A 14,931-nucleotide genomic window follows, 5' to 3' on the forward strand; every position below is an offset into this window, starting at 1 on the left:
GACCAAAATCAATAGGTTTTGTGAATAGACGTTAAAAAATATGGCCTTTCTGCATATTTTTAATAATTTTATTTGCGAATTAAAACAATATACGCTATTTTTGCACCTTGTAAGTAACAATTTGGCGCAAAATCAGCAAATTAACTATCAATCTGCGTCACCATAAAGAGATAAATAACATATTTTTAATAATTTTATAATTAACAAAAGAGAGAGAATTTTATGAAAAAAAGACTAACGTTGTTTTTCGTCAGCTTGTTCCTTTGTGTAGGAGCAGCGCTGGCTCAGACCAAGGTTTCTGGTACAGTACTCTCACAAGAAGACGGTCAGCCCATCATCGGTGCTGCCGTTAAGGTAGTTGGTACCAGTACAGGTATGCTCACCGACGTGAACGGTCGTTTCAATGTAGCCCTTCCTACAGGTAAGGATCAGCTGGAAATCAGCTATCTGGGTTACGAGAGTAAAACCGTAAAGGCCAAGAATGGCATGCGCGTTTTCCTGAAGGCCGACGCACAGATGGTAGATGAAGTAGTGGTTGTGGCTTATGGTACAGCCAAGAAATCATCTTTCACAGGTTCAGCCCAGAACGTAAATAGCGAGAAGCTCGAGCTTCGTCCTATTTCTAACGTAACCAAGGGCCTTGAGGGTAACGTATCAGGTGTACAGATGTCATCAGCTTCTGGTCAGCCTGGTTCTGATCCTTCAATTCGTATCCGTGGTTTCGGTTCAATCAACGCAAGCTCAAGCCCTCTGTACGTAGTGGATGGTATTCCTTACGACGGTGCACTGAGCTCACTGAACCCAAGCGATATCGAGAGCATGACCGTACTGAAGGATGCTTCTGCTGGTGCTCTGTATGGCGCTCGTGGAGCTAACGGTGTAATCATGATTACCACCAAGAAAGGTAAGGAAGGTAAGGCTCAGGTCACATGGCGCTCTACAGCCGGTTGGTCAAGCCGCGCTATCCCTCGCTACAGCCTGGTTAATCAGAAAGATTTCGTTCAGCTTACATACGAAGGACTTCGCAACGAGGCCATCTTCAGCAATGGTATGAGCTGGGCCGAGGGTGAGGCTTACGCCAGCAGTCAGCTGTCGGGCAACCTCGGTGGTGAGGTTTACAACCCATTCAAGAACTATACATGGGATCAGATTATCGACCCAGCAACTGGTCAGGTTCGTGCCGATGCACAGGCTGCATGGAACGAGGACTGGCTCGACGCAGTGAAGCGCAACAACGCCTTCCGTCATGAGCATCAGCTCAACATCAATGGTGGTACTGAGAAAACTAAGTATCTGATGTCTCTTGGCTACCTGAACGAGGAAGGATTGCTGAAGACTACCGCCTTCCAGCGCTACACCGCACGCGTAAACGTGGATACTAAGGTTACCGACTGGTTCTCAGCCAACTTGAACACCAGTCTGGCTCATTCTATTTCGAACTTCAGCGACTACGATGGAACATCTACTTCTAACGTATGGTACTCTGCTCAGTTCGTATCTCCTCTGTTCCCAATGTACGTAAAGGACCTGAATGGTAACAACGTACTCGACGAAGCTGGCAATCCTCAGCTTGACTACGGTGACAATGCCGTGAAGCGTCCTGGTTCATACAACGACTACAACCCTCTGGGAGGTCTTGTTGACGATAAGGCTGAAAACAAGCGCGACGCAGCAGGTGTACGTACAGGTATCGTACTGGGCACCGACAATGCTAACGCAGGATGGCTGCAGGGTCTAAAACTGGCCGTTAATTTCGGTCTCGACTACAACAGCCGCTACCGCATGCGCTATATGAACATGCACCATGGTAACCAGGCTACTGCCGGCGGTTTACTGCAGAAGTATAACTACCGCACTCAGAGCTACACCTTCAACCAGCTGCTCACATGGAACCGCTCGTTCGGCAAGCACAACCTCGACGTAATGGCCGGTCATGAGTTCTATGCTTACAAGATGGAATATCTCACCGCTGGTAAGACAAACCTTGTAGAGGGTATCTATGAGCTGGCTCCTGCTGCCAACATGTATGAGGCCGACTCTTACACAGACAACTATCGCATCAACTCACTGCTGAGCCGCGTAAACTATAACTACGACGACAAGTACTACGTTTCAGCTTCTCTTCGTTCAGATGCTTCTTCACGCTTCTTCAAGGAGAACTGGACTGGCACATTCTGGTCAGTAGGTGCTAACTGGCGTATCTCTAAGGAGAACTTCATGAAGGACGTGAAGTGGGTTGACAACCTCTCGCTGAAGGTTTCTTATGGTGAGCAGGGTAACGACGACATCCTGGACGACGATGGTTACTCAAACTACTATCTGTGGCAGGCTCTGTATTCTCTGGGATGGAACAACGGCAACAACATCGGTGCCGTAACATCTACACTGGAGACCAAAGACCTCTCTTGGGAGAAAAACAAGAACCTGAACATCGGTTTGGAGGGCACACTGCTTGAGGGTCTGGTACGCTTCAGCTTGGAGTACTACAACAAGAAGACCACCGACATGCTGCTCAACTACCCAATGGCCCTCTCTACTGGTTTCAAGGGTTACAACGCTAACGTAGGTGACATGCGCAACACCGGTCTCGAGGCCGAGCTGACCGTAGCACCATTCCGTCGTGGCGACTTCCGTTGGGATATCACCTTCATGGGTTCTACCGTAAGCAACAAAGTGCTGAAGCTCACAGCCGAGAGCCCTGAGATTGTAAGTGGTGCCCGCGTTATCAAGGAGGGTATGCCTCTGCGTACATATTATGTATCTAAGAGTGCAGGTGTAGATCCTGCCACAGGTGCACAGCTCTACTGGGCTTATGAGAAGGACGAGAACGGCAATCGCAAGCCTGGTACCGACTATATCACTTCTGACTACAGCGTAGCCAACGCCTGCAAGTACTATCTGGGCAGCCGTATCCCTGATCTCTATGGTAGCGTTTCTACCAACCTGAGCTACAAGGGAATCGACCTCTCTGTTCTGACCACCTACTCTATCGGCGGTAAGATTTATGAGAGCCTCTACTCAGGCGCAATGAACATCGCTTACGCTACTGACACATGGCACACCAACTCGCTGCGCCGCTGGCAGAAGCCTGGTGACATCACCGACGTGCCACGTATCGAGATCAACGGAAGCCGCGCTTCTTATCTGGATCGCTACCTCGTAGACGCTTCTTACTTCGCCATCAAGAATATCACTCTGGGCTATACTCTGCCCAAGAGCATCATGACAAAGGCTGGTTTGAGCAACGTACGTGTATTCGCATCTGTAGATAACCTCGCCCTCTTCACACATCTGGACGGTATGGATCCTCAGTACAACTTCTCTGGTGGTGTTGACTATTCATACGTACCTAACAAGACCTGGACTGTAGGTTTCGAGGTTAAATTCTAATTAAAGACTGTCGAACAATATAATAAAGAATAGAAAATATGAAAAATATATTCAAATATACTTTCGTAGGTCTGCTGGCTGGTAGCATGGTGTTGACCACCTCTTGTTCTGAAGAACGCATCGAGACAGCACCTACAAGACAAATGTCTGGACAGGGTCTGCTGGCCAACGGCAATGCCGCACTGGTTGCCCTGAACGGTATCTATCGCGAGATGTACACCTCAGGATGGTCAACAACTGGTAACACACACCAGTGCTTTGGTATCACAGCCTACAATCTGGGTGCCGAGGTAATGGGAGAAGACCACATCATGGGTGCATCTGGTTCTGGTTGGTTTTGGTACGACTGCCTCTACAACGTTAAGAGCCGCTACGCATCAAGTTCATGGCGCAGCTACGATCTGTGGTTCGCCTACTACACTTGGATTGCTAACGCCAACTATATCATCGCTGCCGAGGAAACCATGGAAGGTACTCCTGCTGAGGTAAACTACGCCATCGGTCAGGCCTACGCCATCCGTGCTTACAGCTACTTCATGCTGTCGCAGTGGTTCGCTCGCACACTGAAGGGCCACGAGAGCGAGAAGTGTGTACCTATCTATACTGAGCCAACGACTCCTCAGACAAAGGGTCAGCCACGCGCTACCAACGCTGAGGTTTACGCTCAGATTGACAGTGATATCAAGAAGGCCGTTGAGTTGCTGAAGGGCACAGAGCAGAAGAACCCATCACACATCAGCTATGCTGTAGCACTGGGTATTCAGGCTCGTATCGCTCTGGTAGAGAACGATTGGCAGACAGCTAAAACAGCTGCCAAGGCTGCCATCGAGGCTAGCGGATGCAGCGTGCTGCCCGCTAAGAGCTTCACCGGTATGAACAACGCTAATGCAGCCAACGTCATGTGGGGTGCTGAGATTATCGCCGACCAGGTTGGTATGTACGCCAGCTTCTACTCTCACATGGACTTCGAGGCCGACAAGTATGGTTCATCTGCTCCAAAGTGCATCAACAAGGAACTCTATGCTAAGATGAACGAAACCGACCAGCGCCGCGACTGGTGGGTGGCTGGCAAGACAAACGCAGGACTCCTGCAGGAGAAGTTCAAGTTCACCGACGTTGCTACTTGGATGGGTGACTACGTATTCATGCGCGTAGAAGAGATGTATCTCACCGCTGCCGAGGCTGAGTGCCGTCTGGGCGAGGAGGCCGCTGCCAAAGAAGACCTGATGGCTGTAATGAAACAGCGCGACGCAAAATACACCTGCGACAAGACTGGTACTGCACTGGGTGCAACATCAGCTACTGCTGACGAAACAGGTTCACTGCTCGAGGAAATCCTGATCCAGCGCCGTATTGAACTCTGGGGTGAGGACGGACGTATGTACACACTGAAGCGCCTGAAGCAGGGCTTCCGCCGTACAGCTGCTCAGGGCTGGCCTGCTGCCGCTCTGCTGGCTACACGTCCTACCGACGATCCTGAGGCTTTCATGAACGTGCTTACTATTCCACAGGCTGAGTTCGACGGAAACGAGAACATGACTCTCGAGGCCGACCAGAATCCTGAAGGTGACAAAAAATAACCCTCTAAAATAAGATAAGATTATGAGAATTAGCAAGAAAATTTTCGGATTGGCTATCGTAGCCGCCGCCCTTTTCACTTCTTGTAACAAGGACGTAGAGGGTGCCATCTACAACAATCAGGATAATGCAGGCGTATCATTCACTGCTTCTACACTGTCAACAGTGGAGGTTCCTGCATCCAACCCTGTATTCGACGTAGAGATTGTTCGTGGCAACACTGCTCAGGCAGCTACAGGTACTGTAAACGCTGTCCTGAAGAGTGGAACAACCACTATTTCAGGTGTAACCGTATCAAACTTCAACTTCGCTGCCGGCGAGAATAAGACAACCGTTCAGGTTAACATCTCTCCACTGGAGGTTGGTGTAGCAGGAACTCTGACACTCACTCTAGCAGATGCCGACGCTTCTATCGGTGCTATCACTGCCACCACTATCAAGTGCTCGAAGGCTTACGAGTGGGTATCACTGGGCAAGGGTACATTCGTTGACAACTTCTTCGGTATGGAGAGTGAGCCTGAGATCATGAAGGCTCAGGGCTTTGATCGCTACCGCGTGATGGCTCCACTGGAGGATTATCGCACCAGCCCTGCTGCTGCAGCTGACTCATGGACTGCCACATGGTCTGCTCCATACATCGAGTTCTGGGTAGAGAATGGTCTCATTTTCTGGGATGCGTGGTTCACAGGTCAGAACTATGATGGCGACAAGGCTCAGCCTATCTATGCTCACCACGCTTCAGACTTCAGTGATCTGAACGCAGCTGAGCACTGGCAGCACAGCAAGTTCCTCAATGACAAGACCGTTCAGTTAGCTCCTTACTATTACATTGATGGTTTGGGCGGTTGGAACCAGACTCAGAAGGATGGTATCGTTGTCATCACCCTTCCATAATGGTTAATATCCAAGATAAGAGAATTTAATCAATCTCTCTTTAAATAAACCGAGATCCCCTCGCTGGTTCTGAGATAGAACTGCGGGGGGATTGCCATTTTCGCGAATCGCGACGCCTGGCAAATCACGAATAACAATTTAATAGCGAAAAACAGATTTTTGAATAAAAAGTGTAAGAAGAACCACAAAACTACTTTCATGTTGACCAAAACCAACAAAAATCATAAATAGATGTTAAAAAATAGGGTAATTCTAAACATTTTTAATAAATTTATTTGCTTTTTACAACAATATGCACTACTTTTGCACCCCGTTAGTGACAAATTGGCGCAAATTTGCATAAAAAAATTATAAACATGCGCCGTAAGAGAGAATAGATAGAGAAGAGATTGATAATATATATAATAAAAGTAATATTTAAAGAGAGATTTATGAAAAAAAGACTAACGTTGTTTTTCGCTAGCCTGTTCCTTTGCGTAGGTGCGGTGCTGGCTCAAACGAAAGTTTCTGGTACGGTACTCTCGCAGGAGGACGGCGAGCCCCTGATTGGTGCAGCCGTAAAAGTGGTAGGTACCACTATCGGTGTGGCAGCCGACATTGATGGTCAGTTCAGTATCGTACTGCCTGAGGGTAAGAATCAGTTAGAGATTTCTTACCTGGGTTTTGAAAAAGTGATTGTGAAGGCTAAGGACGGTATGCGCATCTCCCTGAAACCCGATGCAACCACAATCGACGAGGTAATCGTAGTGGCCTACGGCACACAGAAGAAATCATCGTTCACCGGTTCAGCCGCTACCGTGAAGGGCGACAAGCTGGAGAAGATGCAGGTGAGCAACCTGGGTAAGGCACTGGAAGGTGCTGCTGCAGGTGTGCAGATTGCATCTACCAACGGTACGCCTGGTGCCGACGCACAGATCCGCATCCGTGGTATCGGTTCTATCAGCGCCAGCCAGCAGCCACTGATCGTGGTTGACGGTGTGCCTTACGAGATGTCGCTCAACTCTATCCCCACACAGGATATCGAGACCATGACCATCCTGAAGGACGCTGCTGCCAACTCTATGTATGGTGCGCGCGGTTCTAACGGTGTAATCATGATTACCACAAAGAGTGGTAAGACAGGTAAGGTGAACATCACCTTTGATGCCCGCTATGGTTTCAACACCCGTGGCGTGCCCACATACGACGTACTTACCGACGCTGGTCAGTATTACGAAATGATGTACGAGTCATATCGCAACAGTCTGGTTGACCAGATGGGAATGGAGGGTGCATCTAAGTATGCAGCTGAGCACCTGATTGACGGCAACCTGAAGTATAACGTATTCAAGGGTGTGGCCGACAACCAGCTGATTGACCCTGCAACAGGCAAGATTAACCCTGCTGCTACACAGCGCAAGTGGAACGACGACTGGAACAAGGACCCATTCAAGCATGGAGTTCGTCAGGAATATAATGCCACTATCACATCAGGTACCGAGAACACCAAGGTGTTCGCATCTCTGGGCTACCTGAAGGATGAGGGTTACATGAAGGGGTCGGGCTTCGACCGCTACAACGGCCGAGTGAAGTTCGACCAGAACATCGGTAAGGCCATCCGTGTGGGTGGTAACATCGCTTACTCGCACACCGACTATAAAACTTTCGGTGACACTCAGGGAAACTACTCTAACATCTTTATGTTCTCGCAGAACATCGCTCCCATCTATCCTATTTATTTATATAAGGAAGACGGAAGCCTGTGGCTCGACGACAATGGTGAGCGCCAGTACGACTGGGGTACACAATACACACGTCCTTACGGTGCTGAGCAGAACCCTCTGGCTGCTGCCGAAGCTAACGTACAGCGCAACGAACGCGACAACGTAAGCTCGCGTGGCTATTTCGAGTGGACATTCCTCAACGACTTCAAGTTCACTGCCAACGTAGCTTACGACGTTTACAATGGTTGGTACACCGAGCTGATGACTCCCATCGGCGGCGACGCGCTGAGCGTAGGTGGACGTGGCTACAAGGAGGTTTACCGCAAGGGTGCCCTGAACGTGAACCAGCTGATGGACTGGAACCATACATTTGCAGGCGATCACAACGTGCACGTTTTGCTCGGTCATGAGAACAAGAACGACAAGTATCGCTACTTCTATGGTGAAATGACGCAGTTCTCTGATCCCACCAACCCTGAGTTTGCTAACGCTGCCCAGTACCAGGAGATGACCAGCTACTCTTGGGAGTATGCTCTGGAGGGTTACTTCCTGAAGGGTGAGTACAACTTTGCTGACAAGTACTATTTCACAGCCAGCATCCGTCGTGATGGCAGCTCACGCTTCCACAAGGACAACCGCTGGGGTACATTCTGGGCAGTAGGTGGTTCATGGCGCCTGAACGAGGAGGAGTTTATGAAGGACGTGAAATGGCTGAACAGCCTGAAACTCAAGGCCAGCTACGGTACACAGGGTAACGACCACCTGCTGGACGAGAACGGACTGGACCTGATTCACGTTTACAGCGACCTCTATGAGGTGAACCGTGTGGATGGTGCTGCTGCATTCAGCAAGTGGCTGCGCGGTAATCCAAACGTAACATGGGAAAAGAGCCGCAACTTCAACGCTGGTTTCGAGGCTCAGCTCTGGAACCGCCTGAACATCGGCTTCGACTTCTTCATCAAGGAAACACGCGACATGCTCTATCAGAGCCCACTCGCTGCATCTGAGGGTAAGCCAAGCTACATCTGGCGCAACGAGATGAACATGAAGAACACTGGTTTCGAAATCGAAATCAGCGGCGACATCATCAAGAATAACACTCTGACTTGGAATGCATCACTCAACCTTACTCACTACAAGAACGAGCTTACCAAACTGCCTGAGAGCAAACCTGCTTCTGAGTTCCCCAACGGTTATCAGGCTGGACGCTACTGGCGTAAGCTCGGCGGCAGTCTCTACGACTGGTATCGCTACGAGTACGTAGGCGTTGATGCTGAGACTGGTAAGCCACAGTACAATCACTATACTTACGAGACCGATGAGAACGGCAACGTGGTTCGCGATGCTAAGGGCAACGAGGTTGTAAAGAGCATTGAGATTGTAAACTCTGCATCTGAGGCTACACTGCGTCAGACAGGCAAGAGCGCTATCCCCGACGTGACAGGAGGTCTCTCTACCACAGTTACAGCCTACGGTTTCGACCTGACAGTTTCTACAGCCTTCCAATTGGGTGGCTGGGCATGGGATGCTCAGTATGCTACCCTGATGAACGCTGGCGACAACGGTGAGAACTTCCACAAGGACATGCTGAACCGCTGGACTGCCACCAACACCACAAGCAACATTCCTGCACTGAACTTCGGCGACCAGAACGCTGGTATCGACAGTTCATCTGATTACTTCCTGACCAAGGGCGACTACTTCAGCCTGCGCAACGTAACACTGGGCTACACACTGCCTAAGAAGTGGCTCACACGTGCCGGCATCAGCAACGTACGCGTTTACCTCACTGGCGACAACATCTGGCTCAAGTCTAAGCGCAAGGGCTTCGACCCACGCTACAGCTTCAGCGGTTACAACCAGTATGCCGGCTACTCTGCCCTCAGCTCTTACTCTGTAGGTTTGAACGTTGCATTCTAATCATCCACAATAAAAAAAGAAAGTAATTATGAAAGTTTTGAAATATATGTCAATGAGTCTGCTCACCCTGGCACTTGCCTCTTGCGGTAGCGACTATCTTGATACAGACTATACACGTCATCTCGACACAGAGACTGCTGGTGAGGCCGCCGGACGCAATCCCGACGTATTCCTCAACGGCATGTGGTCATGGCAGGTAGAATACCAGGGATATCACGATTCATTCGGACTGATGTCATCACTCCTGGCTAAGGACATGATGAGCGAGGACATCGCCGTGAATGCCTTCCACTACTTCTGCTACGACTACGATTTCGACAACCGCATGTACAACTACCGTCGTACAAGCGAGGAGTGGGCTTTCCACTACACCGACATCGCTAAGGCCAACGAGATTATCGGACTCTATCCCGAGGGCGGTAAGACTGCCGACGAGAAGGGACTGCTGGGTCAGGCTCTGGCCATCCGTGGTAATGCCTACGCTTACCTGGTACAGATTTTCCAGACCTATATGAACGCCAACGGCACCATCAACCGCGAGGCTGCTGGTGTGCCTCTGATTCTCACTACTGCCGATGGCTACACACTCGATGAGCTCGACGCCCTGAAGGGTCGTAACACCGTTGGTGCAGTGCTCGACCAGGCAGAGAAGGACCTCACAGCAGCTGTTGAGAACCTGAGCGAAGGCTACAAGCGTCCGAACACCGAGAGCGGAAAGGCTTATATCGACTTGAGCGTGGCTCAGGGTCTGCTGGCACGCTTCTATCTGCTCACCCAGCAGTGGGACAAGGCTGCTGCTACAGCCAAGGCTGCACGCGCCGACTACGCACAGCGCTCGGCTAAGGAACTGAAGGACGGATTTATGGATGTAACTGCCAGCGACGTGATGTGGGGCTTCAACCACACTACCGAAACTCAGACAGCTTATGCATCATACTTCTCACACATCTCGAACCTGGCTCCTGGCTATGCCGGACTGAGCTACTGCTCGAAACTGATCGACGCACGCCTGTACAACCAGATTGCCGACGACGACTACCGTAAGGCACTCTTCAACGGTCCTGCTGGCGACAAGACTCAGCCCACAGCTGGTGCACGCCTACCTTACGCCAACCTGAAGTTTGGTAACGACGGTAGCTGGACCATGGACTATATCTACATGCGTGCTGCCGAGATGGTACTGATCGAGGCCGAGGCACTGGCTCGCCAGGGTAAGAACACCGAGGCTGCCGCTGTGATGAAGGAGCTCATGCAGAACCGTCAGCCAAGCTGGAACGAGACTTCGGTATCTGTTGACGATGTACTGCTGCAGCGCCGCATCGAGCTCTGGGGCGAGGGATTTGCTTACTTCGACCTGAAGCGTAACAACAAGGGTATCGATCGTAACTACCCTGGCAGCAACCACCTAGCTGGTAGTCTGCACACCATCCCCGCTCTCGACCCCGCTTGGACCTACCAGATTCCACAGTCGGAGATGCAGGAGAACTCACACATCAAGGATAGCGAGCAGAACCCCTAATCGTCATCCAATATCATCAATATAAAAATCGCGGAGTTGCTTTGGTGGGCAACTCCGCGATTTTTTATGCTATAGCGAACCGCAGTGCTACAATATATAATCAGCGCTTGGATTTGAAAAAGTTCTGCATCAGTTCGCGGCACTCGGTTTCGAGCACGCCCGTAGAGACCAGAGCCTTGGGATGAAAGGCGGCGGGAGCCAGCAGATGGTAGCCACGCTTGTCGTCAGCCGCACCATACACAATGCGCGGAATCTGTGCCCAACCAATGGCACCGGCACACATGGTGCAGGGCTCTACCGTGACGTAGAGTGTGCACTCCGTGAGATACTTGCCACCCAGTGTGTTGGCAGCAGCCGTGATGGCCTGCATCTCGGCATGAGCCGTCACATCGCAAAGCGTCTCTGTGAGGTTGTGTGCACGCGACACTACCCTATCCTTACATACCACCACAGCACCAATGGGAATCTCACCCGCCTCTAAGGCCAAATGAGCCTCATCGAGCGCCATCTGCATGAAACGCTCATCTTTTTTTTTCTGTATTTCGTCTATCATGGTACAAAGATACGAATATTTTTTGTATCTTTGCACACAGAATGATGAATTTTAAAATTGTTCACATCGACGAGACCGACTCGACCAACCGCTGGATGAAGGAAAATGGCGAGGACGAGATGGTTGTAGTGGCCGATTATCAAACGGCCGGCAAGGGATGTGGGCAGAATTCGTGGGAGAGCGAGCGAGGCAAGAATCTCCTGATGTCGGTACTGGTTCACCCCAAGAAAGTGTCGGCACGCACACAATTCATCATCACCCAAATGGTATCCGTGGCTCTGTGCAACACGCTGGAACCGCTTATCGATAAGCCCGTGGAAATAAAATGGCCCAACGATATCTACGTGGGCGACAAGAAAATCTGCGGCGTGCTCATCGAAAACAGGCTCGAAGGACGACGCATCAGAGACTGCGTGATTGGCATCGGACTGAACGTGAATCAAACGGAATTTCTGAGCGATGCCCCCAACCCCGTATCTATCAAACAACTGACAGGCCGCGACACAGACCGCGATGAACTGCTGGCAAGCTTTCTGAACAAGCTGCAGCACGCTGCCGACAACAAGCGCATACATCTTGACTACATGCACCGCCTGTACAGACAAAAGGGGCTGCACCCCTTCATGGCCAACGGCAACCGATTTATGGCCACCATCGTGGGCGTGAACGACGAGGGACGACTGATGCTGCAAGACGAGCAGGGCGTGCCCCGACTATTTGCATTCAAAGAAGTAACTTTTATTATTGAAAATTGAAGATTGAAAATTAAAAATTATAATTGAAAATTGATAATTATGGCAAGATTTAAGAGAATTCTGTTGAAGCTCTCAGGCGAGAGCCTGATGGGAAATCAGGGCTACGGCATTGACCCTGAGCGACTGAGTGACTATGCCAATCAGATTAAGGAGATAGCTGGCATGGGCGTACAGATTGGTATCGTGATAGGTGGCGGCAACATCTTCCGCGGCCTGAGCGGTTCACAGAAAGGTTTCGACCGTGTGAAGGGCGACCAGATGGGCATGTGTGCCACTGTCATCAACTCGCTAGCCTTGAGCTCAGCACTGGGTGCAGTGGGCGTAAAAAATAAAGTACTGACAGCCATCCGCATGGAACCTATCGGCGAGTTCTACACCAAGTGGAAAGCCATCGAGGCTATGGAAGCTGGCTACGTGTGCATCTTCTCTGCAGGCACAGGTTCGCCCTACTTCACCACCGACACTGGTTCAAGTTTGCGCGGCATTGAGATTGAGGCCGACGTGATGCTGAAGGGTACACGCGTGGATGGAATCTACACTGCTGACCCGGAAAAAGACCTCACAGCTACTAAGTTTGAGGATATCACCTACAAAGAGGTGCTGGCACGCGGACTGAAGGTAATGGACCTGACAGCTATCTGCATGTGTCAGGACAACAACCTGCCTATCTACGTATTCAACATGGACGTAGTTGGCAATCTGAAAAAGGTAATGGATGGCGAGCAGATTGGCACGCTAGTGCATAATTAAACCTCCTCGAATTCTACGTATTCGTCGTCGCCCTTTTCAAAAATCTTCTTATCTTCAGGGCGCTCGTCGATAATTGTTACACCACCACTCGTAGTTGTTCTACGGGTGGTTTGTTGTTTTCCGTCTTCGCCGGCTGAAGTGGTTCGTGTATTTCTATTGCCAGTTTTAGCGCTGGTTCTAGCGCTCTTGAAATAGTCGTCGCCAAAGGGATTCTTCTCCCTAGCTTCATAGCGATAGCGTCCACGACGATAGATAAAGTCCTCAACATTCTCGCGCATACGCTTCATGTTGTGGTACATGACATTTATCACAATAATGGCAATGATGGCTATAGCGATGATTCCAAACACAACAAAGGTTACTAACGTTTTCATGATAAGCATGATTACTAACTATTTTTTATTTGTAACAACAGACAGCACCACGTACCATGCAATGATGGCCGCGAAGCCGCTAATTCCAAGAAGAAGCAACAGGGGGACACACGAGAGTACAAAGATGTACTTCACCTCATTACCCTTAAAGCCCCAGTGCTTAAACTTCAGTGCAAACATAGGTATTTCGGCTATCAGCAGATAACAGCTGATAAAGGTGCCTGCGATAATCACCCACTCCAATCCCTCGAAATACAAATCATACTGCTGCAAACCCACGATGAGGGCACCCCAAAACAGGGCATTGGCAGGTGTGGGCAGTCCGATAAAGCCCAGCGCCTGACGCTCGTCGAGATTAAACTTTGCCAAGCGGAGTGCAGAGAAAGCAGCCATCACAAAGGCCACATAACTGAGAGCTGAGAGCTGAGAGTTGAGAGTGGAGAGATAGCTGAACACGATGGCCGATGGTGCAAAACCAAAGGTAACATCATCTGCCAGTGAATCGAGCTCTTTTCCGATGGGAGAAGAAACACCCAACAGGCGCGCACTCATGCCATCGAAGAAATCAAACACAGCACCGATGATAATAAACAGCAGTGCCAGTTCGAAATCACCCAGAAAAGCATTATAAGTGGCAATGCAACCCGAAATCAGGTTACAACTGGTAATCGTATTTGGAATGTGCTTCTTAATCATTATCAATGATGAATTGAAAATTGTCAATTACGCCAACTTGGCGATTACAGTCTGGTCGCCGGTGGTTGGCTGATCCATAGTAATGCAAGCCTTGGCCGAGAGCGGCAGATATACATCCACACGCGAACCTAACTTAATAAAGCCCAGGTGCTCGTCGATATAGCACTCCTCGCCATCCTTGGCGTAGGTTACGATACGACGTGCCAATGCACCTGCTATCTGGCGCACCAGAATATCCTGACCATCAGCCGTGGTAATCATAATGTCGGCATGCTCGTTCTCCTCGCTGGCCTTAGGCAGCCAAGCCTTGTGATAGTTGCCGTTGAAGTGCTTTACGAACTTCACTTTACCATCTACAGGATACCAATTGGCATGCACATTGAGCGGACTCATGAAAATAGAAATCATGAGGCGCTTATCATGGAAATAAGTGTTCTCTTCAGCTTCCTCTACCACTACAATCTTACCATCGGCAGGAGCTACCACAAGCTTGTCAGTGTCGCCATTGAAATAGCGGATTGGACATCGATAAAAATTGAGGGCAATGAACCAAGCGGAAAGCGCCACAACCAAAAACAGCCAGAATGGCAGCTTTACATCAAGTCCATACCACAAAAAAGAACCTATTACTATGATCGACAAGGCACTGAGCGTGAGCTCGTTGGTGCCCTCGCGATGGATTCTGATTTTCTTGAGTTTCTTTATTCTTTCTCCCATTAGTTACATCTCGATTGTTTGAATTCGGGTGCAAAGGTACATCTTTTTTATGAGAGTTACAAAACTTTTCTTGCTTTTCTTT

The 14,931-nt window shown here is 49.8% G+C and carries 11 protein-coding genes; 7 read left to right on the plus strand and 4 right to left on the minus strand.

The annotated features are described in order from the left end of the window. Positions 1-222 precede the first annotated feature (222 nt). The 5 genes from T360_RS0102755 to T360_RS0102780 all read left to right on the plus strand — a co-directional run bounded on the left by T360_RS0102755 (position 223) and on the right by T360_RS0102780 (position 11,004). Positions 223-3,390 (plus strand): TonB-dependent receptor, encoded by a 3,168-nt coding sequence (locus T360_RS0102755; RefSeq protein ID WP_036928669.1) that lies wholly within the window; start codon positions 223-225, stop codon positions 3,388-3,390. 38 nt (positions 3,391-3,428) lie between these two features. Next, positions 3,429-4,970 carry a RagB/SusD family nutrient uptake outer membrane protein gene (locus T360_RS0102760; protein WP_028911444.1) on the plus strand — a complete coding sequence of 514 codons (1,542 nt, stop codon included), beginning with the start codon at positions 3,429-3,431 and terminating at the stop codon, positions 4,968-4,970. Positions 4,971-4,992: 22 nt separating this feature from the next. Next, the gene (locus T360_RS0102765; RefSeq protein WP_155949369.1) at positions 4,993-5,862 is read left to right on the plus strand and encodes a hypothetical protein; all 870 of its coding nucleotides are present in this window, start codon (positions 4,993-4,995) and stop codon (positions 5,860-5,862) included. 431 nt (positions 5,863-6,293) lie between these two features. Then, on the plus strand, positions 6,294-9,485 hold the full coding sequence (locus T360_RS0102775) for a TonB-dependent receptor (protein ID WP_028911446.1): 3,192 nt from the start codon (positions 6,294-6,296) through the stop codon (positions 9,483-9,485). A 28-nt stretch (positions 9,486-9,513) separates the two neighbouring features. Next, positions 9,514-11,004, plus strand: a complete 1,491-nt coding sequence (locus T360_RS0102780; RefSeq protein ID WP_028911447.1) for a RagB/SusD family nutrient uptake outer membrane protein — start codon at positions 9,514-9,516, stop codon at positions 11,002-11,004. Between the two features lie 100 nt (positions 11,005-11,104). Here T360_RS0102780 and T360_RS0102785 read toward each other — a convergent pair whose 3' ends face one another. Beyond that, positions 11,105-11,557: a nucleoside deaminase gene (locus T360_RS0102785; protein ID WP_028911448.1), complete on the minus strand. Its 453-nt coding sequence runs from the start codon at positions 11,555-11,557 to the stop codon at positions 11,105-11,107. Between the two features lie 41 nt (positions 11,558-11,598). On the opposite strand from T360_RS0102785, the gene T360_RS0102790 reads away from it, so the two are divergent. Both T360_RS0102790 and pyrH read left to right on the plus strand, forming a co-directional pair. After that, the gene (locus T360_RS0102790) at positions 11,599-12,312 is read left to right on the plus strand and encodes a biotin--[acetyl-CoA-carboxylase] ligase (RefSeq protein ID WP_036928672.1); all 714 of its coding nucleotides are present in this window, start codon (positions 11,599-11,601) and stop codon (positions 12,310-12,312) included. A gap of 39 nt (positions 12,313-12,351) precedes the next feature. Further along, a complete protein-coding gene (pyrH, locus tag T360_RS0102795) occupies positions 12,352-13,062 on the plus strand; it encodes a UMP kinase (protein ID WP_028911450.1) in 711 nt (236 codons plus the stop codon). Here the strand turns inward: pyrH and T360_RS0102800 are convergent. From T360_RS0102800 to T360_RS0102810, 3 genes are read right to left on the minus strand one after another with little or no spacing between them, the layout of a single operon-like run. Then, positions 13,059-13,436, minus strand: coding sequence for a DUF4834 family protein (locus T360_RS0102800; protein WP_197019259.1), 378 nt, complete (start codon positions 13,434-13,436; stop codon positions 13,059-13,061). The two genes, pyrH and T360_RS0102800, sit on opposite strands and share 4 nt — an antisense overlap. 18 nt (positions 13,437-13,454) lie before the next feature. Continuing rightward, entirely contained in the window at positions 13,455-14,129 is a 675-nt protein-coding gene (locus T360_RS0102805) for a phosphatidylcholine/phosphatidylserine synthase (protein WP_028911452.1), read from the minus strand. A 30-nt stretch (positions 14,130-14,159) separates the two neighbouring features. Next, positions 14,160-14,849, minus strand: a complete 690-nt coding sequence (locus tag T360_RS0102810; protein ID WP_028911453.1) for a phosphatidylserine decarboxylase family protein — start codon at positions 14,847-14,849, stop codon at positions 14,160-14,162. Between the last annotated feature and the right edge of the window lie 82 nt (positions 14,850-14,931).

It is taken from the genome of Prevotella sp. MA2016, from assembly GCF_000619825.1.
Classification (GTDB): domain Bacteria; phylum Bacteroidota; class Bacteroidia; order Bacteroidales; family Bacteroidaceae; genus Prevotella.

Excerpts from the sequence above, each read along its gene's own strand:
- T360_RS0102755 (WP_036928669.1), top strand. The coding sequence starts at position 223 with ATGAAAAAAAGACTAACGTTGTTTTTCGTCAGCTTGTTCCTTTGTGTA.
- T360_RS0102760 (WP_028911444.1), top strand. The coding sequence starts at position 3,429 with ATGAAAAATATATTCAAATATACTTTCGTAGGTCTGCTGGCTGGTAGC.
- T360_RS0102765 (WP_155949369.1), top strand. The coding sequence starts at position 4,993 with ATGAGAATTAGCAAGAAAATTTTCGGATTGGCTATCGTAGCCGCCGCC.
- T360_RS0102775 (WP_028911446.1), top strand. The coding sequence starts at position 6,294 with ATGAAAAAAAGACTAACGTTGTTTTTCGCTAGCCTGTTCCTTTGCGTA.
- T360_RS0102780 (WP_028911447.1), top strand. The coding sequence starts at position 9,514 with ATGAAAGTTTTGAAATATATGTCAATGAGTCTGCTCACCCTGGCACTT.
- T360_RS0102785 (WP_028911448.1), bottom strand. The coding sequence starts at position 11,557 with ATGATAGACGAAATACAGAAAAAAAAAGATGAGCGTTTCATGCAGATG.
- T360_RS0102790 (WP_036928672.1), top strand. The coding sequence starts at position 11,599 with ATGATGAATTTTAAAATTGTTCACATCGACGAGACCGACTCGACCAAC.
- pyrH (WP_028911450.1), top strand. The coding sequence starts at position 12,352 with ATGGCAAGATTTAAGAGAATTCTGTTGAAGCTCTCAGGCGAGAGCCTG.
- T360_RS0102800 (WP_197019259.1), bottom strand. The coding sequence starts at position 13,436 with ATGAAAACGTTAGTAACCTTTGTTGTGTTTGGAATCATCGCTATAGCC.
- T360_RS0102810 (WP_028911453.1), bottom strand. The coding sequence starts at position 14,849 with ATGGGAGAAAGAATAAAGAAACTCAAGAAAATCAGAATCCATCGCGAG.